The organism is Vibrio sp. PSi01 (assembly GCF_054960695.1).
In genome coordinates this window covers 344,590-367,437 of sequence record NZ_JBHNYN010000002.1, presented here as the reverse complement: position 1 = coordinate 367,437, position 22,848 = coordinate 344,590, and the positions used below count along the sequence as shown (strand labels likewise).

Genomic DNA, 22,848 nt, shown 5'->3' with positions numbered 1-22,848 from the left:
AACACGTGAAAGTCATGACCGGTCAGTCACTTCGTTCATTTTATTGCTGGAGAACCATTATGCCTTTAGAACAACTTAGCGCACTTGCCTTGTTTGCGTTTGTCTCGACGTTCACGCCGGGTCCAAATAACATCATGCTCATGACATCAGGTGCCAATGTTGGCTTTGCCCGTACTATTCCGCACATGCTTGGGATAGCTCTGGGATTTGCAGCCATGTTGTTGTTGGTTGGCTTCGGCTTAATGGGCATTTTCAACGCTTACCCTGTCTCTCACCAGATATTGAAATACCTAAGCCTGACTTACCTTGTGTACCTAGCAATTAAGATTGCATTGAGCGGCAAAGCAAAAAGCACCGAGGCTTATAAGCCCATGACCTTCATTGGCGCGGCAAGTTTTCAGTGGGTAAACCCGAAAGGTTGGTCAATGGCACTGACTGCGATTTCAGTGTACAGCAGTGGCAGTTCATGGTGGGAGCTTGCGATCATCGCGGCGATCTTTACGCTAGCCAACTTACCATCGGTGACCTTCTGGACGGCAGCAGGCAAACAGCTACAGCACTGGCTAACAACGCCGGTACGCATCAAAAGCTTTAATTACGGCATGGCGGGCTTACTGTTAGCCTCGACGATTCCGATGCTCTAATCAAATAACGTCCTATATTGTGATGGTTAGTACACGAGTACTAGCCATCATTGCCGTTAAAGATACCCAATAATCTCACTTAACCAACGACCAAATAACGCCTGCCCGCTCGGTGTTAACGTCCACACAAACGCTGCTACATTCATTGACACAGTCAGCCAATAAATCGCTCTGAACGGTTGTTTTTGCGTTTTATGACGCAGCTTATCTTGAGCGATTAACGCCCCTAGCCAACCACCAGCAACAGACAAAATGTGCAGGGTTTTCTCAGGCACACGCCAATTACCATTGATCGCTGCTCTCTTGTCCTTTGCGTATACAAAAAACGTCACCACACCGATAACTAAATACCACGCCAACAGCGCTTTCGAACTTTCTACAAACAACACAGACACCACCACCAACACCATATAGGTGATAGCGATTTGAATAGATGAAGACAACATCAACTCCTTTTGGGTAACAGCTCATATACTGTAGCAATTACGCCCTATAGATTTTGATAAGGATGAGCCGTTATTTACCACGATTGGTATAAATAAAACAGCAATTAGGTCAGCCTCCCAATTAAGAGAAAAGCCCTTCCATCCCTACATAACATGATGGAAGTTAAAGGAATTTTAAATATGTACAACCAAAAGTACGCCATCTACCAAGTTTTTACGCGTTTATTCGGCAATAAAAACACCCAGCATGTTCCATGGGGCACAATCGAGCAAAATGGCGTCGGCAAGTTCAATGACTTTACCGACAAAGCGCTATCGGAAATCCGCAAACTCGGCATTACGCATATTTGGTATACCGGAGTGCCACATCACGCCGTCATCAATGATTACAAACACATCGGGATTTCAGACAATCACCCGAGCGTAGTAAAGGGACGCGCAGGCTCACCTTATGCAGTCAAAGACTATTACTCAGTGAACCCAGACCTCGCTGAGAACCCTGAACGCCGTGTAGAAGAATTTGAGTCACTAATCAAAAGGAGCCACAACAACGGTTTAAAAGTGATCCTCGATATCGTACCGAATCACGTTGCGCGTCATTATCAAGGCTTAAATAACCCAGAGGGAGTCAGTGACTTTGGCGCTCAAGATGACACAACACTCGAATATCACCGAAATAACAACTTTTATTACATTCCCAACAGCTCCTTTGAACTGCCAGATATAGCTCCTGCCTTTACCCCGCTTGGTGGTGAACAGCACCCTAACCTACGCTCTCCGTTTATCGAAACGCCCGCCAAATGGACAGGTAACGGCTCTCGCTTAGACAAGCCCAATTTCGATGATTGGTATGAAACGGTGAAAATCAATTACGGCGTGCGCCCTGACGGCTCAAAAGATTTCCCTGAACTGCCAAGTGACTATGCTCAGAGAAATTACATGGATCATTTCCGCTTCTGGGAATCTGTTGATGTACCTAGCTCTTGGGTTAAATTCCGAGACATCGCCTTGTTCTGGTTAGAAAAAGGCGTTGATGGGTTTCGCTACGATATGGCAGAGATGGTGCCCGTCGAGTTCTGGAGTTACCTCAACTCATCGATAAAGATGGAAAACCAATATGCCTTTTTAATGGCAGAGGTTTATCAGCCGGACTTGTACCGCGACTATATTCACCTAGGAAAAATGGACTACCTGTACGATAAAGTTGACCTTTATGACGGTCTAAAAGACATCATGCAAGGCAAGGCTTCAACGGCAATCATCCCCGATATCCAACATCAGATGATGGATATTGAACATCACATGCTGCATTTCTTGGATAACCATGATGAGCAACGCATCGCTTCCCCAGAGTTTGTTGGCAATCCACATATCGCAAAGCCTGCAATGCTCGTCAGCGCATTATTAAGCAGTTCACCGACCATGATCTATTTTGGACAAGAAGTTGGCGAACCGGGAGCGGAAGATGCAGGCTTTGGACAACCCTCACGTACCTCTATATTCGATTACATCAGAGTCCCACAACATCAAAAATGGATGAATCACGGTGCATTCGATGGCGGATTATTAAACGACAACGAAAAGCAACTACGTCACTTCTATCAGAAGGTCATGAACTTTTCCCTTGAGCACTCTTCAATAACTGGTGATTATCAAGACTTACACCAGAGTAACAACTTGAATGATTCCGTTTACGCATTCCTGCGCTATGACAACCAAGAGCTCACCATTGTTGCCGCAAACTTCAGCCAGGACGCCACTGAGAGTATTCACTTGAAGATTCCAAACGATGTTGTCCTAAAGCTCAAAATAACTGATGGTAATTACTTGCTAGATGAACATATTGAAGGCGTTCAACGGCAAAAATTCACCATTGAAAAGGGCATTGGTACTTTTAATATCGAATTAAAGCCGCTCGCATCTTTGGTTTGGGTATTATCGTTAGATGAATAACCTATCTATCAATATTAGTTTCCAAGCAACTATTACCTTTCTCGTTGATAATTAACTTAATTTCCGAGTTAAATTAACAGACTCTCAATTCGATACCTTCCTCACATTAATAAGGATGAGCTCTCATCCTTATTATCTACTCCTAGCATCTACGCCTTAGGTTATTAATATCGAATATATGAGCTATTGATCCAATTAATTTTACTTAAACTAAATACAAAGCGTGATACTGACACTAGGTTTCGTATTTTTACATATTAAAAATAACTTTACATATAGCCATCACAAATAGTTGGCCATCATTCGGACTAGGATATTCATCTTCATAAAAAGTGAAATATGGATATTAAACGTGAACAATATAAATATTAATAAAAACGCGACTCTACAAAGTACCTTTAACATGACCAAAAAGAGGAGCTTCAAACGCTCTACTTTGGCTAAAGCGATTTTACCTCTCTTCACGGCAACTTTGATCGCAGGTTGTGGCAGTGATAATGATAGCGACAACGGTACAGAGGCTGGCAACAGTGGCTTGTACAAAGCGGGCGAAAACGAGGTTGTTATTTATTACAAACGTGATGTTGCAGCCGCGAGTACTTCTGGCTCAACCTACGACGGCTGGGGCCTTCATCTGTGGAACGGCGAAGGCTGTACCAGCACTGACCTCGTTGCCATGGGTCTCAGTGAAACTGGAACCGATTGGAACAGCCCTTACGAATACGAGGGTATCAGCGATACCTATGGTGCTTACTACGTGTTGAGAGTGAATCCGGACGCATCTGACCCGCACAAGTGTATGAACTTCATCCTACATAATGGCGATGAGAAAGCATTTGGTAGCGCCAATTCTAAAGTCGAGCTAGATAAACTTGGTGAATCCCAAGGCGTATTCGGTTTCCATGGCAGCAGTGAATTGTATTATGACCCGATTTCAGATCGCCCCGTCAATATCGATGGCCAAAAAGCGCATTGGTTGGACGCAGAGACCATCGCCTGGGAAGCCGCTGGTAACGCCGATTCTGTGAAACTGTTCTACGCACTCGATAACAGCATCACGATGAACGACGACAAAGAGATCGTGGGCGGCACTGCAATTGAACTAAGCAAAGATGGGGAATTGTCTTCTGAATTGAAAGAGCGTTTCCGCCACCTTGCAAGCTTACCTGCCCTTGCTATCGACGTTGACGACAACACATTACGCACCATCTTAAAATCTCAGATAATTTTTGTTGCCTATAATGCCAATGGCGATGTTATCTCTTCAACTGAGGTTCAAAAGCCAGGTGTGCTTGATGCGGTATTTGCTAGCGAAGATGCTGGTAATGCAATGGGTGAAGAACTAGGCGCGATTGTTGAAGGCAGTGCGGCTACCTTCAAACTTTGGGCACCAACAGCGCAAGATGTAGAACTCGTCCTATACAGCGAAGATCTGCAAAATTCACAAGTGTTCCCAATGACGGAGAGCACTGAAACCGGTATTTGGGCGACTGATGCTGTGTCTAATGCAGTCAACAGTTACTACCGTTACCAAGTGAAGGTCTACCATCCAACCACAGGTAACATTGAAACTCGCCTAGTAACCGACCCTTACTCACTCAGTTTGTCAAAAAACTCTGCATACTCTCAAGTTATCGACCTTAATGATGCGGCATTAATGCCTGAAGGCTGGGTTGGATATAAACGTCCTACTGTAAAGAAAGACGAAGACCACGTGCTTTACGAATCACACCTTCGAGACTTTAGCTTCAGCGACACTCTAGGTAAAAAAGAATGGAACGGCAAATACCTAGCGCTCACAGAAGCAGATCGTGAATCGGTTAAACACCTTCAAGAATTGAAAGATGCGGGCTTAACGACACTACATATCTTACCCGCATTCGATATCGCTACCGTAGATGAAGATGAAGCGAGCCGTGTCGATATTACGGACACCGTTGGTAAGCTATGTGATGTAAAACCTGCTGCCGCCTTGTGTGGAAACGAAGACGAAAATAAGGTCATCGAGGATGTACTCGATGGTTATGACCCTTCTACAGGCGATGCCCAAGCGCTAATGAACGACCTGCGCATGCTCGACAGTTTCAACTGGGGCTACGACCCATTCCATTATACGGTTCCAGAGGGGAGTTATGCGACAGATCCAAATGGTTCTAAGCGTATCCTAGAGTTCCGTCAAATGGTGAAAGCCACGCACGACATGGATCTCAAGCTGATCATGGACGTGGTATACAACCATACCAACGCGTCTGGTGTGAACGATAAATCAGTACTGGATAAGATTGTCCCTGGGTACTATCACCGTCTTAACGTAAACACTGGTGGCGTCGAAAACTCGACTTGTTGTGACAACACTGCGACCGAAAACCTAATGATGGGTAAGTTAATGGTCGATTCACTTAAGGTGTGGGCTGACGACTATAAAGTGGATGGTTTCCGTTTTGACTTAATGGGCCACCAGCCAAAAGACGTGATGGTAGAAGCATTGGAAGAAGTGCGTAAGATCGATCCGAATACCTTGTTCTATGGAGAAGGCTGGGACTTTGGCGAAGTAGCAAACAATGCACGCTTCGACCAAGCAAACCAAATCAACATGGCAGGCACAGAAATCGGTACCTTCTCGGATCGTTTACGTGATGCAGTACGAGGCGGCAGCCCATTTGATGGTGGCGTCGATTCAGAAGGCAACCACCCGCTTCGCTTTAACCAAGGCTTTGGTAACGCAGCGATTGCCAACGAAGAAACCAAAGTTGATCAAGATTCGATCAATGGTCGCTTGCATAACCAAGACCTTGTTCGCTTAGGTATGGCAGGTAACCTCGCAGAATACGTGTTGATTGATTACAAAGGCGACACCAAACTGGGTAAAAACGTTGACTACAACGGCGCGCCTGCTGGCTACACCAAAATGCCTTCAGAAAACATTTCTTACGTTTCAAAACACGATAACCAAACGCTTTGGGATAACAACGCTTACAAGATCGCGGCAGGTACTAGCTCAGCAGAGCGTGCTCGAATGCAGTCTGTATCGCTTTCTACCGTGATGTTAGGCCAAGGCATACCATTCATCCATATGGGTTCTGAACTACTTCGCTCTAAGTCTATGCAGCGTGATTCTTACGATTCAGGTGACTGGTACAACCGCGTCATGTTTGATGGTACTGACAATAACTGGAATGTTGGTTTACCACGTGAAGATAAAGATGGTGCTAACTGGGATTTGATCAAAACCATCATTGGTGACAGCACGGCTGAACCGGACGCAGACGACATTGCGCTGACTAAGCAGCAATTCCTAGAACTACTCAAAATCCGTAGCTCAAGTGAACTGTTCCGCTTAGACACAGCAGACGAAGTCATGAAGCGAGTCGACTTCCGTAACGTTGGCGAAGATCAAGTCGAAGGCCTGGTCGTGATGTCTATCGATGATGGCGTGTCTGCGGGCGAAGATCTTGACCCAGCCAATGATGCGATTGTGGCAGTTGTAAACTCAACCAATGAATCTCAATCGTTCAAAATCACAGGTGCGAAAGGCTTTACACTTCACGGCGTTCAACAAAACTCCGCTGATAACACAGTGAAAGGCGCAAGCTTTGCCGCTGAAACCTTCACGGTACCTGCATTAACCACCGCTGTATTTGTACAAGTACAAGGTGACGCACAAGGTGTCGGCCTGCCAGTTGATAACTCTGATAAAGATGTGTCTAGCATTCCTCCATACGGTCAAACAACGGTTTACGTTCGTGGTGACATGAATGGATGGGGTGCAGCTGATAATTGGGCGATGAGCTTTGTTGCTAATGGGATTTACTCTGTAACAGGTACTTTGGAAGCGGGGGACTATGGCTTCAAGTTTGCCGATGCTGACTGGAAAACACCTAACTTCGGTTGTGATTCAGTTGAACTTGCTGATGGTTCAATCGACCTTGGTACTGATGGTAACTGCCAATTAAGCGTAGTAGAAGCTGGCGACTACACATTCACTCTAAATGCGATTCATGAGTTGGATGACAGCGTTGAAAAAGCGGTCGTTTCAGTAACCAAGAACTAAGTCTTAAAGCATAGAATTCTAATAACAAATAATAAAACCAGCGAAAGCTAGCCTTTGGGAGACGTCAGTCTCCCTTTTTTATTTCTAGCGAGTCGCTTTAACTAATGTGGTTAGTTTCCCCCAAACCATCTCTACAAACTCAGGGTGGTCCACAAACGGGTTGCAGTTAACTTGGAATTCAAACACTGCTTGGTGAGGCGGCTTCACACCTTTGAGTGACTGACCAATACTCAGCTTATAAATATATAGATGAATCTAAGCGCCAACTATACTGGGCTCAAATACTAAGGAATGTCATATCTATCGAGGAGAGCGTTTATCCTGAAAACCAAAAAATCAGAGAAAAACTCGCTTTAGTCGCTTATTGCGTATTCAGGTGTCACCATCGATATATCAAGAATACAATTACCGAAACCAATATTACTGTCGACTCAGGCAGTTAAGGAAGAGTTGGCTTCACTGGCTCAAATTAGGCAGTTACCAATGTTCGAAACGATATCGAGGTAGGTGCCGAAATCTCATCGCTGATGACGCCATAGTCTGGCGTTTTATGGATGTGCCCGTTGACAAGCAACGCTACAGAGCGAGTCCTGCGTAAATATATCTTGATGAGAAAGTTTTGTTACGTGACTCGCTCATATCGAGGAGATCTGTTTCGTGAGTACATGTTCTCACTGATAGAAACCGCCAAGCTTCAGAAAATCCCAGCTTATAAGTGGCTGCGTAAAATTATCGAGCACCATATGATCCAAGAGGATGATCAGACACCAGAATTCTAGCATAAGCCGACGTCAATAGTTCGCAGCTGAATAGTTACCAAGAAAAAGCGGCATTTTGGACAAAAAGCCAAGCGTGCACCTATGGGGGGTCAGCAACAACACTTGGCTTTGGATGAATAGGGAAAACTTATTGTCCGCTTAGCCTCACTTTGAAGAAGCGTCCTTGTAACGAAGACATTGAGAACTGATATTGCCCGTTACTTGATGTGATTTGTTGGTTAGTGATTAAATCCACCAGCACTCGATTGCTACCAACTTGCGATTCTGTCAGTACAATGTTGCGAGCACTCTCTAGTGTATTCAAAGCAAATAAGACTTGGTCATCGCCAGATACTTTCAAGTCCACATAACTGCCATTACTTGCTAGCAAGTTAGTGCGGCTACCTTGATACAAAGCAGGATGAACAGCACGCATATCCATCAATGACTTAACGTAGTTTTTCAGATCAACCTGGTTGGCATCTAAGGTCGCAGTTACGCCTTCGATCTTAGCGCTGCTTCGCGCGACGTGATCATCACACACGCCTCGGGCTGCGCAGGTGTTGTTGTCTTCTTTTGCCGAAAAATCATCAACTTGGTCACCAATTTCATCTCCGTAATAGAGAGTAATTGGTCCGGTGTAAGCCGCTTGGAATGCAAACGCTGCTTTGTGGCGTTGCCAGTATTCAGCGTCGTTCACATCAGCTAACCCGCCTCGTTGCAACAAGTCACCAAAGCGGACCAAATCGTGATTACCAATCATCAAGTTTGGCTGAGCATGAGACGGGTATTGGTTGTGTGTTTGGTAACCATTGTCTAACCATTGCACACCACGACCGCCAACACCGCTCTCGTTCACTGCAAGAGTTTCCACCACACGATAGCGCATAGGGAAATCAAATGCCGAGCACAACGCAGGTTCAGCAGACGCACCATACGCATCACTTGCAATCTCTGATTCGCCTTTCCAAATCTCAGCTACCATGTAGCCCAAAGGATTAACTTGCTCCCAATCCGCATTGGTGTAAGTCACACTTTGCGAGGCTTCATCCACCGCTTTGCGGATTTGTGTCAATGCGTCGGTTGGAACTTGGTACGCTTGATCTAAACGCCAACCATCAATTTTTAGCTCTTTTACCCAGTAAGTAGCGACTTCTTTATAGAAATCCAAGCTTGCTGGGTAATCCACTGGATTGCTCGAACCAGAAGGTAACAAACCCGATGGAGATGTCTTAATCAACCCTTCTTTGTGATGACCAAACACACCATCAAAGAAAACATATAAGCCACGTTTGTGTGCTTCATCTACCAGCGTTCTCGCGGTTTCCAAATCACCAAAGCGAGGATCAATCTTAAAATAATCCGTGGCAAAGTAGCCCGTTGCATCCAAACGATCGGCCCAATGATCTTGTCCCGTGATCGCTTGAGACTCAAAAATCGGAGTAAGCCAAATTGCGTTCATACCCAAATCTTGGATGTAATCGAGCGAATCAATAATCCCTTGAAGATCACCATTGTGATGACTGGTGCCATAACCCGTTCCATGACCTATGTTCGAATCTCCATCTACAAAACTTTCAACCATGATTTGATAAGTCCGAAGCTGATTGCTTTGCTCCATTACATTCGCTTGGCAGGCGTAACTTGTATCGGGCAATGGTGTGCTGCCACTATCGCTTCCACCAGATGAATTACATGCAGATAAAACGCTGACAATACTCAAGGCAATAAGAGATTTACCGAGCATCTTATTATATCGGATATAATGCATTAAAACTCTCCCAGGTAAAATTAACCCCAACATAAATTACATACAGGGGTTAATAAATAACAAATAAAATATAAAGACTGAATAGAATATTACTGGCACTTATTAACCATTACGTGAACTGGCTTGCCTTTTTCTTCAAATTGAAGACTCCAGACATATTTACCATCTTTTTTAATATCAACCGAAGTATCCAACTCGTAACCACCAAATGTAAGTGGGGTTAATTCACCAACATTCATTTGGTTGCCTTTTGCAGTAAATTGAGGGGTCCACAACTCTGTTGCATACTGCATATTATAAAAGCCTACTTTTTCTTGCGTCACAACTTGGTAGAAGTTATTGCCTTTGTAAGTGTATTTACGTTGAGGTACATGCTTCCAATCAGAATCAACAAACGTACCGACAACAAACAAAGGTTTAGATATCGGGCCTTTCGCAGTGCTATCTGGTTTGTCACAAGCCGCCATGAAAGCAACGACTTCGTCTTGAGACAGATTAACAATTGGCTCGGCAGTCGCTTCAGGTTTAGTCGTCGATTGACAACCAACAAGAGCAATAAATAGAGCAGCAAGCGAAGTTTTCATCATGTCCATTTTCACATTAATTCCTTTTTAATATTCCAAAATAAATAAAAACTCACCAAGTTCGTGAAAATTTAACATTTAAAAATAAGCAAATATCGAACTACTGATAAAGAATATTATTTTCTATTTTTTTGAGATAAATCACTTTGATAGGTTTAATTATTTCCTAGTCTAGGATGAGTAAGGTTAGAAACAAAATTAATTATTGATCTATTAAATATGAAAAACAAAGCAAAACAAATAAATTTTTTAATAAGCTAACTCTATGTAGGGAGGGCGAATTTATAATGAACCAGTTGAAATTTTGAAAGGCCAACATAATACTGGCCTTTCGATTTTATTATTTCGTATTTATTGCTTTAACAAATACAGTTTGTGCACCTTCAATACCCAGTTCTTTTGCTTCATCGAGAAGCGTCAGAGCTTTCGGGATATCATTAGCTTCGACGGCCACTTTGATGGCGTTATGGTAGTAACTGGTTAAGTCTGTACCTTGCGGAATATTGTCGTTTTTCGCGACAATCTTAGCATTCACTATATCATTCGCGGATATTGAAAAACGGAACTGACCGAGTGGGTTATGTTTCGCTTGAGGGTCTGCAATATCTGGCGGCTGAGTGTGATTTGCCAGAGCGAAGGCTTTTGCAGGGTGAAGAACTTCTGAACTTCCTTTGAGATCAGAAGAAGTCGTGTAAACCAAAACATGCAAGTCGTTACCTGTCATATCAGGAATCACATTCATTTCAAGTACAAACTTATCGTTATCCAACAGTTTTGCTGGCTCGTACTTAAACTTTGAGAAATCTGCTTGGTAAATAGTTTCGCCAGCCGTATTCATTACCGTGACGTTAGGAGCGAAAAACTCTAGATTTTTGTTTACAAATGTCTCTAGTTTGATATCGAGACTGCCGCGATTACCTGGTAACACGAACGCTGCAATTGCGCCAGCGCTATTGCCATCTAACAGCATTTGGCTTTTGTCAGTCAAAGCGAACTCAGTAACCACAGGCACATCAATTTGTACCCATTGAATGTCGCCCGATTGCGTGATCACTTGTTGCTGACCTTTCGGGTTAATATCGACTTGTTCTACAGAAGTACAACCTGTAGCCAACATTCCCAACAGTACGGGAGCAAGCCATTTTTTCATTACCTTCTACCTCGACTCATTATTGTTTTTTTGAAATAAATACAGCCAGATAAGGTTCTGGCTGTATCATTCTAGGACAATTTAGGACTTAATGGCTAGATGATTACCACCAAGCTTCAGCTTGTACACCGAACTGGAATGTATCGTCAGAACGACCGTTGTCGAATGTGTTAGAGTTGTCGTCTTTATCCGCTGTTAGGTAAGAGGCGTATAGACGGATTTCAGGACGAGCCCAGAAGCTAGAGCCAGCTGACCATGCTTGAGCAACTGTTAGCTTGCCGTATTTGTTCTCTGCACCATCGTTATCATCGATAGCGTAACCTGCTTCGAAGATAGTTTTGTGGTTGTCATCCCATTTGTACATTGGACGAACAACAGCAGACATCGCTTCCCACTTATCTTGGCCGTCCCACATGTCTTCACCTACACCGTAAACAAGTTGGTGACCAAGTTCCCAGCTATCACCCATACCGATTACACCCCAGTTGATTAGGCGGTAACCAGATGCGCCACTGTTTGCTTCTGCACCGTACCAACTACCGTCACCGTAAAACGCCATTGTTTTAGAGTAACCTTCAGTACCGTATTGAATTGCAGTTTTGTTAAAGCCTGTATCTAGACCTTGAGTCAATTCAGCTGTAAACATTACGCCATCTTTAGCATCTTTAGTGCTGTCTGGCGCTGCGTCAGTTTCGTTAACTAACGCGTAGTTTAGACCTAGTTCTAGAGAACCATTATCCCATACTTGAAGACCCGCGTAACGCGCATCAAGTGTATTTACGTTTGCGTCGCCGCCATCGTTACCTGGGTCAGCGATGTCAGAACGGTCGTTACGAACCCATGCTAGAGATAGTTTACCTGGACCAGCTTCGATGTTTTCGATACCAGCGCCTGCGCCAGAGATGTTCCAGTAGTAGAAGTCAGAGATATGGATGTCGTGACGTTGGTAGTAACGCTTACCTGCCCATAGAGTCGCTTCAGGAGCGAAATCTAGAACACCTTTAGCTTGAACGTTGAACTGGCGTAGCGCGAATTGTGCATCATCAACACATTTAATATCGCCAGCGTCGTCAAGACCACAGTTAGTAGAAGTGCTTTCCCAATCGTTTGAACCGTTAGAAGTCATTGCAAACATAGAGTCAACGTAGAACGTTTTGCCGTTGTTATTGTAAACTTCTTTACCTAGTTGAACTTCACCGTATATATCGCCTTCGTTACCTAGACGACCGATTTTGTTCTTTTCAAATGTTACTTGCTGGCCACCGTCAGCGCTAAGGCCAACACCAGCACGCATATAACCATGGAAATCTACAGCGAACGCAGAGCCAGCAGCTAGCGTAGTTGCCACTGCTGTAGCAATCAAACTTATTTTTTTCATTCTTAACTCCATTAAGGACGATTTATTTTAGGTTTTTATATTTTTGCTCTCTTGCGGCAACCAAAGGCAGTAATGGTAGTCGTAAGATAGAGAGGTTTAGGGTTTCCCCTGATTCGTTTCAACGGGGTCAATATTAAGAGGGGATGACAAGTTTGACTTCCTCCGCCCCTAAGTTAATTAAGGGGGACTAGAGGGGAGTAGAAAATATACAGAATGGTGTTTTAAAGAGGTAGATCACTTAATATAGGAGGAGTAGACAGCACACAGATCTAATTATTCAACATAAGTGAGATCTAGCTCAAATATATAATTTGAACTTCATCGATGAATTATTTTTTTTACCGTAATTAATCTGTGAAGTTGCTTGACCTTATTGTGACAAAGCTTTTTACTTATAGTTCACTGATGTCGATAAACGAACAAGAAATCAAGCAATGACTAGAACGCTCGCTCGCCCTTATCCGCTAGGCGCAACGCTAGGTAACACTGGCTGTAACTTTTCTATTTTTTCTCCTGACTGTAAATCTCTATCTCTCGCGCTCTTTGATGAGAACGATGAATTCACCACTTACACGTTGGAAGATGAATACGCCGATATCAGATATGTGTTTATCGAAGGCATTAAAGCTGGACAAAAATACGGCTTCATTGCTGAAACTGACGATGGCCCAATCTTACTTTCAGACCCATACGCCAAATCAATCAGCGAACCGCTCGATTACGTCACTCCATATACCAATGAAAAAAGCTTTTCGATGGCGAAATGTGTTGTTGTCGATGATACCTTTGATTGGCAAGACGTCGAAAAGCCACGTATTAGCCGCGAAGAAACTGTTCTTTTTGAAACTCATGTAAAAGGCCTATCTAAACTTCATCCAGCGGTGGAGACTAACGCGAAAGGTCGTTATTTAGGGTTGATTAGCCCTGAAATGCTTGCGTTCTACAAACAGCAAAATATCAACTCTCTACAGCTTTTGCCCATTGCCGCATGCATGCATGAACCACACCTATTAGACATGGGTAAAGTGAACTATTGGGGTTACAACCCATACTTGTTTATGGTGCCTGACCCTCGCTACGCAGAGAAAGATGCCGTAAACGAGTTAAAGACTGCGATTCGCGAACTGCACCGCAATGGCATCGAAGTCATTCTAGACGTGGTGTACAACCACACAGCAGAGGGTGGAGAAGGCGGAACCACCTTCAACCTAAAAGCACTCGATAGCCGCTACTACATTAAACATGGCTGCCATTATGCGAATTTCACGGGTTGTGGAAACACAGTAGATCTCACCCACCAGCCCGCACTCAACTTAGTGATGGATACGCTTCGTTACTGGGTGAGTGAATTCAAAGTCGACGGCTTCCGTTTTGATTTGGCCGCGACGCTGGGACGTGAAGGCGATAATTACAACCCTGAAGCTGCTTTTTTCAAAGCCGTTGCTCAAGATCCTGTGCTCAAAGAGACCAAGTTGATTGCAGAACCGTGGGATATTGGCCCTAACGGTTATCAAGTAGGTAACTTTCCACTAGGCTGGAATGAATGTAACGACAAACTGCGTGATATCACACGTAGCTTCTGGCGCGGTGATCAAGGCTATCTAAAAGAGTTTGCGACGCGCTTAATGGGATCTCGCGATATCTACAGCGCAGCACACTGGCCATATAGACTAACCGTAAACTACATCACGTATCACGACGGCTTCACAATGCAAGATCTTGTCTCTTACAAACACAAGCACAATGAAGATAACGGCGAGAACAACCGAGATGGACACGGTGATAACCGCTCTGATAACTACGGTGTTGAAGGGGAAACCGAAAACCTATTGGTTGTTGCCACACGCGAAAAACAGAAACGTAACTTCATGGCGAGTCTGTTGTTTGCCTTTGGCATTCCACATATTCTGACAGCTGATGTGTTATCTCACACTCAAAAAGGCAACAACAACGCTTACTGTCAAGATAGTGTAACTAGCTGGATTAACTGGGAAGATTCTGAGCGAAAAACTTATTTCAAGACTTGGTTAGCTGAAATGATCTCTGCACGTCAACAATATATGGTGCCTTTTATTAAGGCGTTCAGTGGAGAAAAACGCAACTCGAACCGCATCTTCTGGAGCCGTGTCGATGGCACACTCATGGAGCATGATGATTGGAACCGTTTAAGCTCTGTTGCGCTGCACTTAGGTATTGGCAAAGACGGTGACGAATTGATTTATTTGATAAACCAAACCAACGCACCCGCTCGATTCTCGTTACCGACTGATCGCGACCAAAACTGGGTCACCATTTGTGATACCAACTTACGGAATGTAAAACCAGGTCATGCAGAAGGTGAAATGCTGCTATCGCCGACTTCGATGGCAATTTTGCACTACTCGCCAGATAACACTGATTTGATTGAAGTAAAAGCTAAGCTAGCTTAATAAAACGCCAAAAACCATAAAAGCCAGTTATATTTATAGCTGGTTTTTTTATTAGCTGAATATCACATAAATCATTCTTTTATATGGAATCATTTGCATTGATGTGATGGATGAAACTGTTTAGTATTGCCGTACTATAAAAATGAATCTATAACGTCTTGGATATCATGGCTTTACCTAAAACACTTATTCGGCTTTTCAAACCATACATGCTCTTACTAACCGGAGGAATGCTTTATTTAGCTATCGCTCAACTAGAGAAAGTAGAAACTACAGCAACTAACCAATCATCATCAAATATTCGTATCGCTAGTTCCACTATTCGCTCAAATATCGAAGCCGTTTTCGGCAAGCTTTACTTTCTTGAGACCAGTTTAGGCTTACCTAAGGCATCCAGCTTTGATGACAAAAAATTTCGCGAAATCAGTGATAATATCCTAAAAAGAACACCCAATTTCTCAGATATCGTTCGATACAAACCGCAATCTCAAAATTATATTTCCACTCGAGGTCTTCCACTTTCGAGCGAACAAATCGCCGTAATACAATGGCATTCAATAGATAACGTCGTTGAGGATTTCTACATTTCTTCCGTTTATCAAAAGCCTGATGGGCGTTGGGTATTTGCGGTAAAACACACGGTAGAAAGATTGAACGAGGAAATATGGATTGAATTTGACTTGTTGCACACCACGCAGGGTTTAAGAAGCCTTAAAACACTCAGCAATGGCTATGTTTTCGTTGTCGATCGAACAACTGAAAGACTGGTATTCCACCCAGATCCGAAACGTATTGGTTCTAAATCAATCAGCTATCATGCCGGTATCAGCAAGCAACTCTCACAAGGTGAAACTGGCGGGTTACACGAATACTACTACCAAGATAATTTTAAGATATCGGTTTTCGACGCAGACAACAGCTTAAATTGGGTTTTCATCGCGGGTACTGATCGCCACGACATATTAACCAGTTCACACCAATTTACGTTAACGGGCGTGGTGCTAGGCTCACTGCTTCTACTGTGGATTGGGGCAAACTATCTGGCTTACCGCTTAAATGTGTTGTTATCACGACTTAATAAAGTCAATGACCTCGCCAGCTTTAAGCGAGAGTTAAAATCGATACTGGATAGCTTTACGTACCATAAAGGCGTTCAGTTTTGCCTTTATCAGCCGGAAAATCATTCGTTTAGTACCATTGATTATCATGGGAACAAATCAACAGTACACTATGGTCAATCCCTTGCAGAGCGCTTTCCAGAAGACACCATGGTTTACCGAAACGGAAAGTACGCAGATCCATTGGCATGTAAACTCAAGATCCATCAACGTCATTACTGTATTCCTTTACACTCTCGCAAACAGTTGATTGCGATTCTCTATGTGAATGCGAGTTTGCCGATCAGCCAAAGTATTCTGCGTATGATCAGAGATTACACTGAAGTCTCTTTATCTAACTTGTTACTCAACCACCAGTTGAGCCGCAAGGATCTGATGACGCAGCTAGATAACAAAAGTAGTTTCAATGTCGCATTAAAAAACTACGCAAGTGAGCCAGAGACCTATGTTGCTTTACTTGATATCGATAATTTTGACCACGTAAACCGCGCCTACGGTGAAGCGATTGGCGACAATATGATAAAGCTCACTGCAGAAACTCTACGTTCCTACTTCCCTAAACCAAGGAGCTTGTGCCTTGCTCGAGTTGGTGGGAAAGAGTTCGCCATCTTATTCAAAGCAAATGATGCTAAAGATGCCAAATTCCAATTGGATCAGTGTCGAATTAGGATCTCAGAGAAAACTATCGCTACACCAGACATCACGCTTTCGTTAGGTGTTAGTGTAGGGTTTTCACGAATAGAAGGCGAAAGAGATTCAGCGTTAGCTTTAGCGGAACAGGCGAAACTTATCGCCCAACAACTCGGAAAGAACAGAGTAGAAGGCCATATAAGAGCAGTCGCAAAAGAATCTTAAAGAGCCTTGAAGTCACTCATTGTTTCAAGCATCGACTTCTTAAGCACCTAGGATTTATTTTCTAGGTGCTTTTGTTTTTATAGAAAGTCATTACAATGCGCCTTCGCCACGACAATACCCTATTCCTAACGACACGAACCTTATGAAGCTAAGTAACCGACTGCAAACACTCCATTCTCTTGTCAGCGATGATTACCAACACATTTGGGATTGTTGCTGTGATCATGGATTCTTGGGTGTTCAATTGTTGTCAGACAACAAAGCGCCTCTGATTCACTTTGTCGATATTGTTCCCTCTCTTATGCACGATCTTGAAGGCAAATTAACGCGTTACTTTCCTCAAGATAACAACGTTGAACAACACAAGCGGAGTCAGTGGAAAGTCTATTGTTTAGATGTCGCAGCCATTCCTCTGAATAAGCACACTGGCAAACACCTCGTTATTATTGCTGGTGTGGGTGGCGATCTGACTCAGAAGCTCGTCGACGACATTCATCACCAGCATCCAGACAAAGATATCGATTTTTTGCTTTGCCCAGTGCATCAGCAATTCGAACTAAGAAGCCATTTAAAAGCGCTCAAGTTCGGCCTTGTTGACGAAGTGTTGATTGAAGAGAACCGCCGTTACTACGAGATTTTATTGGTCAGTAACAACCAAGGCGAAAGCGAAAACATTCGACCACTTAGTGAGATATCAAACGTTGGTGACAAGATCTGGGCGCCAAGTTGTGAGCATCAGTTACAGATATCTCAGCAATACAAAGCCAAAACATTACAGCATTATTTACGCATTCATCAAGGCCAAGATCAGCAAGGTAAGCCTAGCGAAGTGAAGTACATCATTGATGCTTACCAAGCGATTTGACTGTAGTAAGTACTAACTCTATCGCTTACCTCTGATACAACCAATTCAATAAAAAAGCCGATAGTTCAATGAACTATCGGCTTTTTTGATGCTATTGGTTTAGTTTAAGCTTACTGCTCTTGTTTCTTATGAACCGCATCGGGCTCATCAAACGTTTCAACCTCACAGGGCGTATCAACCCCATAAACCGTATCAAGATAGTCGTCCTTCTCTTTCCACGTGTTATTCAACCAACTGTGGAAACGGCGTTTAAAGGCTTTATCTTCAAAGTAGTTACCGTTTACGTTCTCATCCATTGGGTGTAATTTAATACGCACGACCACCTTTTTCATCTTACCTTTCAGCATGTCTTCAAATGGAGAAGTCTGATTCTCTGGATAAGCCAAAGTAACATCGACAATACCATCTAAGATCGGACCCATTGCAGACAAAGCAAACGCCACACCACCAGTTTTCGGCTTTAGTAGGTGTCGATAAGGTGTCTTCACTGTCGATAATTTCTCATGGTTGGCACGGGTTCCTTCAACAAAATTCACCAATGTCGTCGGCGCCAACTTGAACTTAGTACACGCCTTGTTAATTGCGTCAAAATCATCATTGCGACGTTCAGGGTTACGAATCAGAAACTCACGTGAATGGCGTCTCATAAAAGGCATATCTAGACCCCAACATGCCAGTCCGACAAAAGGAACGTATAACAATTCATGCTTGAGGAAGAACTTAGTCATCGGCATCTTATCTTTCAAGATAGAAGACAAAATCACAATATCCGCCCAGCTCAGGTGATTAGACATCATCAAGTACCACTGCTTGGTTGAAATGTCCTCCCCCCCTTCGACTTGCCATTCGATATCATTATTAACATTCAACATCCAAAGATTGAGCGAAGCCCAACACCAAAATGTGAAGTTAGCGAGACGAGTACATGACTTCTGCACAACAGGGATTGGAAGAATTAGTTTAATGAGGCCAAAGAAGCTTACGGTAAACGCAGTCATTGCAGTATTGATGGTCACGAACAACACGTTCAAGGCCATACGAAGATTATCAAGCATAAAACACGGCTATATTGAGATCGAAAGCCGCCATTATACGCATCTACAAATTATTCTCTTTAGTTATTGGTGGAATATCCTAAGGGTCGAACCACTCAACAGATCTCGGACATGGCTCACTTAACTCTCAGAACGCTAATAGAAACAAAAAAACACAATAGAGTCTTTTGGACACCAAAATAATCTAGTCTTTCTGACTCAATCAAACCTATATCCCACTAAAGAATTAGTACTGATAAGCATTCTCATTATTGGCATGGTACATGCAACTCCAAAAAGTAAGATAGTTGAGTATCCTTAATGAGATAGCTTCTCTACGTAAAGGTGATGATATGACAGATATTCCTCATGGTTTGGTAACCGGAAAAGTCCTACACAAGATAGAGTGGACCGATCAATTGTTCTCACTCCAAGTCAGTGCACCAGTTTCATCCTACCAAGCTGGTCAATTCACAAAGTTGGGGTTACGCAACAGTGAAGGTGAATTTGTTCGACGCGCTTATTCAATGGTGAATGCGCCAGAACATGCAAAAGGTCATCAACACCTGGAGTTTTTGATTGTTAAGGATCAAAACGGCCAGCTCTCTCCTCAACTCCATCAACTGAAGGTGGGTGATGATGTCTTTGTCGGCAAAGACCCTAGTGGATTTATGACATTGGATGAGATCCCAGAGATCGCAGACGATCTATGGATGCTATCGACAGGAACCGCGGTTGGTCCGTTTATCTCGATGCTCGAAAGCATGCAGATACAACAGCAGAAAGACGCAGGGTTAGGGCCAGAAAAGGGTAAATCGTTCAAAAACCTTGTGCTGATTCACGCAGTACGAACAGAGCAAGACCTGACTTATCGAGATCGTATCACTCAGCTTGTTCAACATTTTCAGGGGAAACTACAGTATGTGCCAATTATTTCTAGAGAATCAGTCACCGGAACATTGCGCGGACGAATCCCAAGCTTGTTACGTGGAGGCGACCTTGAGCGAGCCTCGTCTATCACTATCAACCAAAGACATAGTTTCTTCTATCTTTGCGGTAATCCCCAAATGGTTCGAGACACGAGCGAAGCACTGATCTCATTGGGATTACAAAAACACTTACGTAAAAAACCAGGTCAATTTAGTAGCGAAAACTACTGGTAATAAAGTTAACAAATATTGAGGGGCGATCGTGCACTTGATACGTCCATTACATAAAGTATGAAAGTCTGAGAGGTTTTATATGAGTCATTTACGCATTCCTTCACATTGGAAGATTCAACGTTCAACACCATTCTTCACTAAAGACAACGTGCCTGCCGCGTTAATCAGCCACCACAACACCGCAGAGGGTGTATTCGGTCAATTATGTGTTATGGAAGGTACGGTTACCTACCACGGTTTTGCAAACGCAGATGCGACAGAACCAGAAGTCACCGTGATCATCAATGCCGGACAATTTGCGACAAGCCCTCCGCAATATTGGCACCGTATTGAACTTAGTGACGATGCTCAGTTTAATATCAACTTCTGGTCAGAAAAAGAGACCAAGAAAATGTTTAATACCCGAAAATAAGATCAATTCAATCTGAATGAACTTATGAGCTAGCTACTTCGTAATATGGTTTTCAATGTTAAAAAAGCGAAGGTGAAATCTAATTAACCATAATAATTACAATGGCTAATGGTGATAGACAAGACAAAAAAACTCTAGCACACTGAATAAAGTTATTAATTTGAACCCGGTTTTAGATAATAAAATTTTGGGTCTTCACATTTTAGGTAAGAGAGGAAGCTATGCTCAACATTGCTTTTTTTAGCTCAAAGTCATACGACGAAAAATCATTCGAACTTGCGAAAGGTAAACTCGATGCTGAGTTTCATTTTCACGATTTTCGACTCACTACAACAACCGCAAAAATGGCGCACGACAACGAAGTTGTTTGTGCTTTTGTAAACGATGACCTGTCACGAGACGTGCTTAAAATTCTAGCGCAAGGTGGCACCAAACTGATTGCGATGCGTTGTGCAGGTTTTGATAAAGTCGATCTAGACGCAGCCAAAGAATTTGGTCTACAAGTGGTTCGCGTTCCTGCTTATTCACCAGAATCAGTAGCAGAACATACGGTCGGCATGATGATGTGTTTAAACCGCAAGCTGCACAAAGCGTATCAGCGTACTCGTGATGCAAACTTCTCTCTTGAGGGCTTGGTAGGCTTCAACTTCCACGGTAAAACTGTAGGTGTGATAGGCTCTGGAAAAATTGGCCTAGCGACCATGCGTATTCTGAAAGGTTTAGGCATGAACATCCTATGCTACGACCCATATCCGAATCCGTTGGCTGTCGAACTTGGGGCTAAATATGTTGAACTAGACGAGCTTTACCAAGAGTCTGATGTTATTTCTCTGCACTGCCCAATGAGCAAAGAAAACTACCATTTATTGGATGCGACTGCATTTGATAAAATGAAAGATGGCGTGATGATAGTCAACACAAGTCGTGGTGAATTGTTAGATTCAACAGCTGCAATCGAAGCGCTTAAACAGAGCAAGATTGGCGCGCTTGGCCTCGATGTTTACGACAACGAAAAAGAGTTGTTCTTCCAAGACAAATCGAACGATGTCATTGTGGATGATGTATTCCGCCGCCTGTCCGCTTGCCACAACGTACTGTTCACAGGTCACCAAGCTTTCTTGACTAAAGATGCGTTGTTCAACATTGCCAACACAACGCTCACCAGTGTTGATGCCTTCTTTACTGGTAACACCAGCGGTAATGAATTGGTCGAGTAATAGACTGGTTTAGTAACAGGCTGCTTTAATAAAATATTGTTTTAAAAATAGATTGTTTTCTAAAATATAAAGCCACGCTAGGTCTTAATGAATAGCGTGGCTTTTTAGCTTAGTCCATTATCGAAAACAGAACTAGACACAAAAGTGACAATCTTCAATATCCAAACCATACACGCCTTTTCGGATCGCGATATGCTCTTCCCCAGCTTGGATGCCCATCTCGTAACCTGCATCAAGTGTCACTTGATCCATGGTCAAACGCTTCACCGCGAAGGCTTCTGGCGGCGCAATCACTTTAATGGTCGCATCTTTGGGAGGGTTACGAATGAACTCCAAAGACTGGTTGTAGTTTTCGGCGCGCACAGCCATCGACTCAGCAATATTTGGGAATTTCTTTAACAGCTTTTTCAGCATCCACTGATACCTCTGCGGTTTCATTCGGTAGCTAAGAGGATGAGAAAGAATCACCGTAATGTCTCGTGCGCCGCGACGGTATGCTTCGCGAACCGGAATCGAATCCGCTACACCACCATCGGTATAACAACCACCCGAGAAACACGGTGTTTCGCGGTAAGCTATAGGTAAAGCTGTTGTTGCTTCAACCACATTAGAAAGGTTTTCTGGCTTGATATGATAGTAGTCTGCACTACCCGTATCGACATTTGTGACAGCTGCTATGAGTGGGAGGCTTGAAAACAGCTCACCACAATCGAGTGGATAACGTTGATTGGATTCGTTCCATAACCACTTCACGTCTACTAAGTTGCCACCTTTGGCAAAGCGCGCGGGGTTAAAAAACGTCTTATCGGTTGCCATCGTTGTAATAACATCATAACTACGCTTCGGTGCTTGAGATAAGTAACCCACCAAATTAGACACACCCGCAGATACGCCAATGGCAAAATCATAAGGACGGAAGTCGTCTTGCATAAAAGCATCCAACACTCCGGCAGCGAAAATACCTCTCATTGCTCCACCTTCAACGATTAATGCGCTTTTACTCATCTCAAACCCAACTAC

General features: G+C 43.4%; 17 protein-coding genes. 10 read left to right on the top strand and 7 right to left on the bottom strand.

The genetic code is table 11. The features are described 5' to 3' along the window. Nucleotides 1–59: 59 nt before the first annotated feature. Nucleotides 60–644: a LysE family translocator gene (locus ACFI6G_RS04775; protein ID WP_010431665.1), complete on the top strand. Its 585-nt coding sequence runs from the start codon at nt 60–62 to the stop codon at nt 642–644. 56 nt (nt 645–700) lie between these two features. On the opposite strand, the gene ACFI6G_RS04770 is transcribed toward ACFI6G_RS04775, so the two are convergent. After that, on the bottom strand, nt 701–1,090 hold the full coding sequence (locus ACFI6G_RS04770; RefSeq protein ID WP_010431668.1) for a DUF1294 domain-containing protein: 390 nt from the start codon (nt 1,088–1,090) through the stop codon (nt 701–703). A gap of 180 nt (nt 1,091–1,270) precedes the next feature. Between ACFI6G_RS04770 and ACFI6G_RS04765 the strand changes: the two genes are divergently transcribed. From ACFI6G_RS04765 to ACFI6G_RS04755, 3 genes are all read left to right on the top strand, one after another. Next, a complete protein-coding gene (locus ACFI6G_RS04765; RefSeq protein ID WP_462710155.1) occupies nt 1,271–3,043 on the top strand; it encodes an alpha-amylase family protein in 1,773 nt (590 codons plus the stop codon). A gap of 403 nt (nt 3,044–3,446) precedes the next feature. Beyond that, nucleotides 3,447–7,094, top strand: coding sequence for a pullulanase-type alpha-1,6-glucosidase (gene pulA / locus ACFI6G_RS04760; protein ID WP_102397437.1), 3,648 nt, complete (start codon nt 3,447–3,449; stop codon nt 7,092–7,094). A gap of 563 nt (nt 7,095–7,657) precedes the next feature. Beyond that, on the top strand, nt 7,658–7,873 hold the full coding sequence (locus tag ACFI6G_RS04755; protein WP_016797885.1) for a hypothetical protein: 216 nt from the start codon (nt 7,658–7,660) through the stop codon (nt 7,871–7,873). Between the two features lie 127 nt (nt 7,874–8,000). Here the strand turns inward: ACFI6G_RS04755 and ACFI6G_RS04750 are convergent, their stop codons facing one another. From ACFI6G_RS04750 to ACFI6G_RS04735, 4 genes are all read right to left on the bottom strand, one after another. Beyond that, nucleotides 8,001–9,623, bottom strand: coding sequence for an alpha-amylase family glycosyl hydrolase (locus tag ACFI6G_RS04750; protein WP_016797884.1), 1,623 nt, complete (start codon nt 9,621–9,623; stop codon nt 8,001–8,003). An 89-nt stretch (nt 9,624–9,712) separates the two neighbouring features. After that, on the bottom strand, nt 9,713–10,216 hold the full coding sequence (locus tag ACFI6G_RS04745) for a hypothetical protein (protein WP_016797883.1): 504 nt from the start codon (nt 10,214–10,216) through the stop codon (nt 9,713–9,715). Nucleotides 10,217–10,547: 331 nt separating this feature from the next. Continuing rightward, complete coding sequence (locus ACFI6G_RS04740; protein WP_016797882.1) at nt 10,548–11,357, bottom strand: MalM family protein; 810 nt, start codon at nt 11,355–11,357, stop codon at nt 10,548–10,550. A gap of 103 nt (nt 11,358–11,460) precedes the next feature. Then, on the bottom strand, nt 11,461–12,735 hold the full coding sequence (locus tag ACFI6G_RS04735; protein WP_016797881.1) for a maltoporin: 1,275 nt from the start codon (nt 12,733–12,735) through the stop codon (nt 11,461–11,463). A 434-nt stretch (nt 12,736–13,169) separates the two neighbouring features. Here ACFI6G_RS04735 and glgX point away from each other — a divergent pair, with 434 nt between their 5' ends. From glgX to ACFI6G_RS04720, 3 genes are all read left to right on the top strand, one after another. Next, the gene (gene glgX / locus ACFI6G_RS04730; RefSeq protein WP_016786361.1) at nt 13,170–15,164 is read left to right on the top strand and encodes a glycogen debranching protein GlgX; all 1,995 of its coding nucleotides are present in this window, start codon (nt 13,170–13,172) and stop codon (nt 15,162–15,164) included. 230 nt (nt 15,165–15,394) lie between these two features. After that, entirely contained in the window at nt 15,395–17,137 is a 1,743-nt protein-coding gene (locus ACFI6G_RS04725) for a sensor domain-containing diguanylate cyclase (protein WP_462710154.1), read from the top strand. Nucleotides 17,138–17,279: 142 nt separating this feature from the next. After that, a complete protein-coding gene (locus ACFI6G_RS04720; RefSeq protein ID WP_065100714.1) occupies nt 17,280–18,002 on the top strand; it encodes a tRNA (adenine(22)-N(1))-methyltransferase in 723 nt (240 codons plus the stop codon). 110 nt (nt 18,003–18,112) lie between these two features. On the opposite strand, the gene ACFI6G_RS04715 is transcribed toward ACFI6G_RS04720, so the two are convergent. Further along, on the bottom strand, nt 18,113–19,057 hold the full coding sequence (locus tag ACFI6G_RS04715) for an acyltransferase (protein WP_010431709.1): 945 nt from the start codon (nt 19,055–19,057) through the stop codon (nt 18,113–18,115). Between the two features lie 332 nt (nt 19,058–19,389). On the opposite strand from ACFI6G_RS04715, the gene ACFI6G_RS04710 reads away from it, so the two are divergent. The 3 genes from ACFI6G_RS04710 to ACFI6G_RS04700 all read left to right on the top strand — a co-directional run bounded on the left by ACFI6G_RS04710 (nt 19,390) and on the right by ACFI6G_RS04700 (nt 21,828). Further along, nucleotides 19,390–20,199, top strand: a complete 810-nt coding sequence (locus tag ACFI6G_RS04710) for a ferredoxin--NADP reductase (RefSeq protein WP_010431711.1) — start codon at nt 19,390–19,392, stop codon at nt 20,197–20,199. Nucleotides 20,200–20,278: 79 nt separating this feature from the next. After that, nucleotides 20,279–20,611, top strand: a complete 333-nt coding sequence (locus ACFI6G_RS04705) for a TehB-like domain-containing protein (protein WP_010431713.1) — start codon at nt 20,279–20,281, stop codon at nt 20,609–20,611. Nucleotides 20,612–20,832: 221 nt separating this feature from the next. Next, complete coding sequence (locus tag ACFI6G_RS04700; protein ID WP_010431715.1) at nt 20,833–21,828, top strand: 2-hydroxyacid dehydrogenase; 996 nt, start codon at nt 20,833–20,835, stop codon at nt 21,826–21,828. 132 nt (nt 21,829–21,960) lie between these two features. Here ACFI6G_RS04700 and ACFI6G_RS04695 read toward each other — a convergent pair whose 3' ends face one another. After that, nucleotides 21,961–22,833: a patatin-like phospholipase family protein gene (locus ACFI6G_RS04695; protein ID WP_010431719.1), complete on the bottom strand. Its 873-nt coding sequence runs from the start codon at nt 22,831–22,833 to the stop codon at nt 21,961–21,963. Between the last annotated feature and the right edge of the window lie 15 nt (nt 22,834–22,848).

Excerpts from the sequence above, each read along its gene's own strand:
- ACFI6G_RS04775 (WP_010431665.1), top strand. The coding sequence starts at position 60 with ATGCCTTTAGAACAACTTAGCGCACTTGCCTTGTTTGCGTTTGTCTCG.
- ACFI6G_RS04770 (WP_010431668.1), bottom strand. The coding sequence starts at position 1,090 with ATGTTGTCTTCATCTATTCAAATCGCTATCACCTATATGGTGTTGGTG.
- ACFI6G_RS04765 (WP_462710155.1), top strand. The coding sequence starts at position 1,271 with ATGTACAACCAAAAGTACGCCATCTACCAAGTTTTTACGCGTTTATTC.
- pulA (WP_102397437.1), top strand. The coding sequence starts at position 3,447 with ATGACCAAAAAGAGGAGCTTCAAACGCTCTACTTTGGCTAAAGCGATT.
- ACFI6G_RS04750 (WP_016797884.1), bottom strand. The coding sequence starts at position 9,623 with ATGCATTATATCCGATATAATAAGATGCTCGGTAAATCTCTTATTGCC.
- ACFI6G_RS04745 (WP_016797883.1), bottom strand. The coding sequence starts at position 10,216 with ATGGACATGATGAAAACTTCGCTTGCTGCTCTATTTATTGCTCTTGTT.
- ACFI6G_RS04740 (WP_016797882.1), bottom strand. The coding sequence starts at position 11,357 with ATGAAAAAATGGCTTGCTCCCGTACTGTTGGGAATGTTGGCTACAGGT.
- ACFI6G_RS04735 (WP_016797881.1), bottom strand. The coding sequence starts at position 12,735 with ATGAAAAAAATAAGTTTGATTGCTACAGCAGTGGCAACTACGCTAGCT.
- glgX (WP_016786361.1), top strand. The coding sequence starts at position 13,170 with ATGACTAGAACGCTCGCTCGCCCTTATCCGCTAGGCGCAACGCTAGGT.
- ACFI6G_RS04725 (WP_462710154.1), top strand. The coding sequence starts at position 15,395 with ATGCTTTATTTAGCTATCGCTCAACTAGAGAAAGTAGAAACTACAGCA.
- ACFI6G_RS04720 (WP_065100714.1), top strand. The coding sequence starts at position 17,280 with ATGAAGCTAAGTAACCGACTGCAAACACTCCATTCTCTTGTCAGCGAT.
- ACFI6G_RS04715 (WP_010431709.1), bottom strand. The coding sequence starts at position 19,057 with ATGCTTGATAATCTTCGTATGGCCTTGAACGTGTTGTTCGTGACCATC.
- ACFI6G_RS04710 (WP_010431711.1), top strand. The coding sequence starts at position 19,390 with ATGACAGATATTCCTCATGGTTTGGTAACCGGAAAAGTCCTACACAAG.
- ACFI6G_RS04705 (WP_010431713.1), top strand. The coding sequence starts at position 20,279 with ATGAGTCATTTACGCATTCCTTCACATTGGAAGATTCAACGTTCAACA.
- ACFI6G_RS04700 (WP_010431715.1), top strand. The coding sequence starts at position 20,833 with ATGCTCAACATTGCTTTTTTTAGCTCAAAGTCATACGACGAAAAATCA.
- ACFI6G_RS04695 (WP_010431719.1), bottom strand. The coding sequence starts at position 22,833 with ATGAGTAAAAGCGCATTAATCGTTGAAGGTGGAGCAATGAGAGGTATT.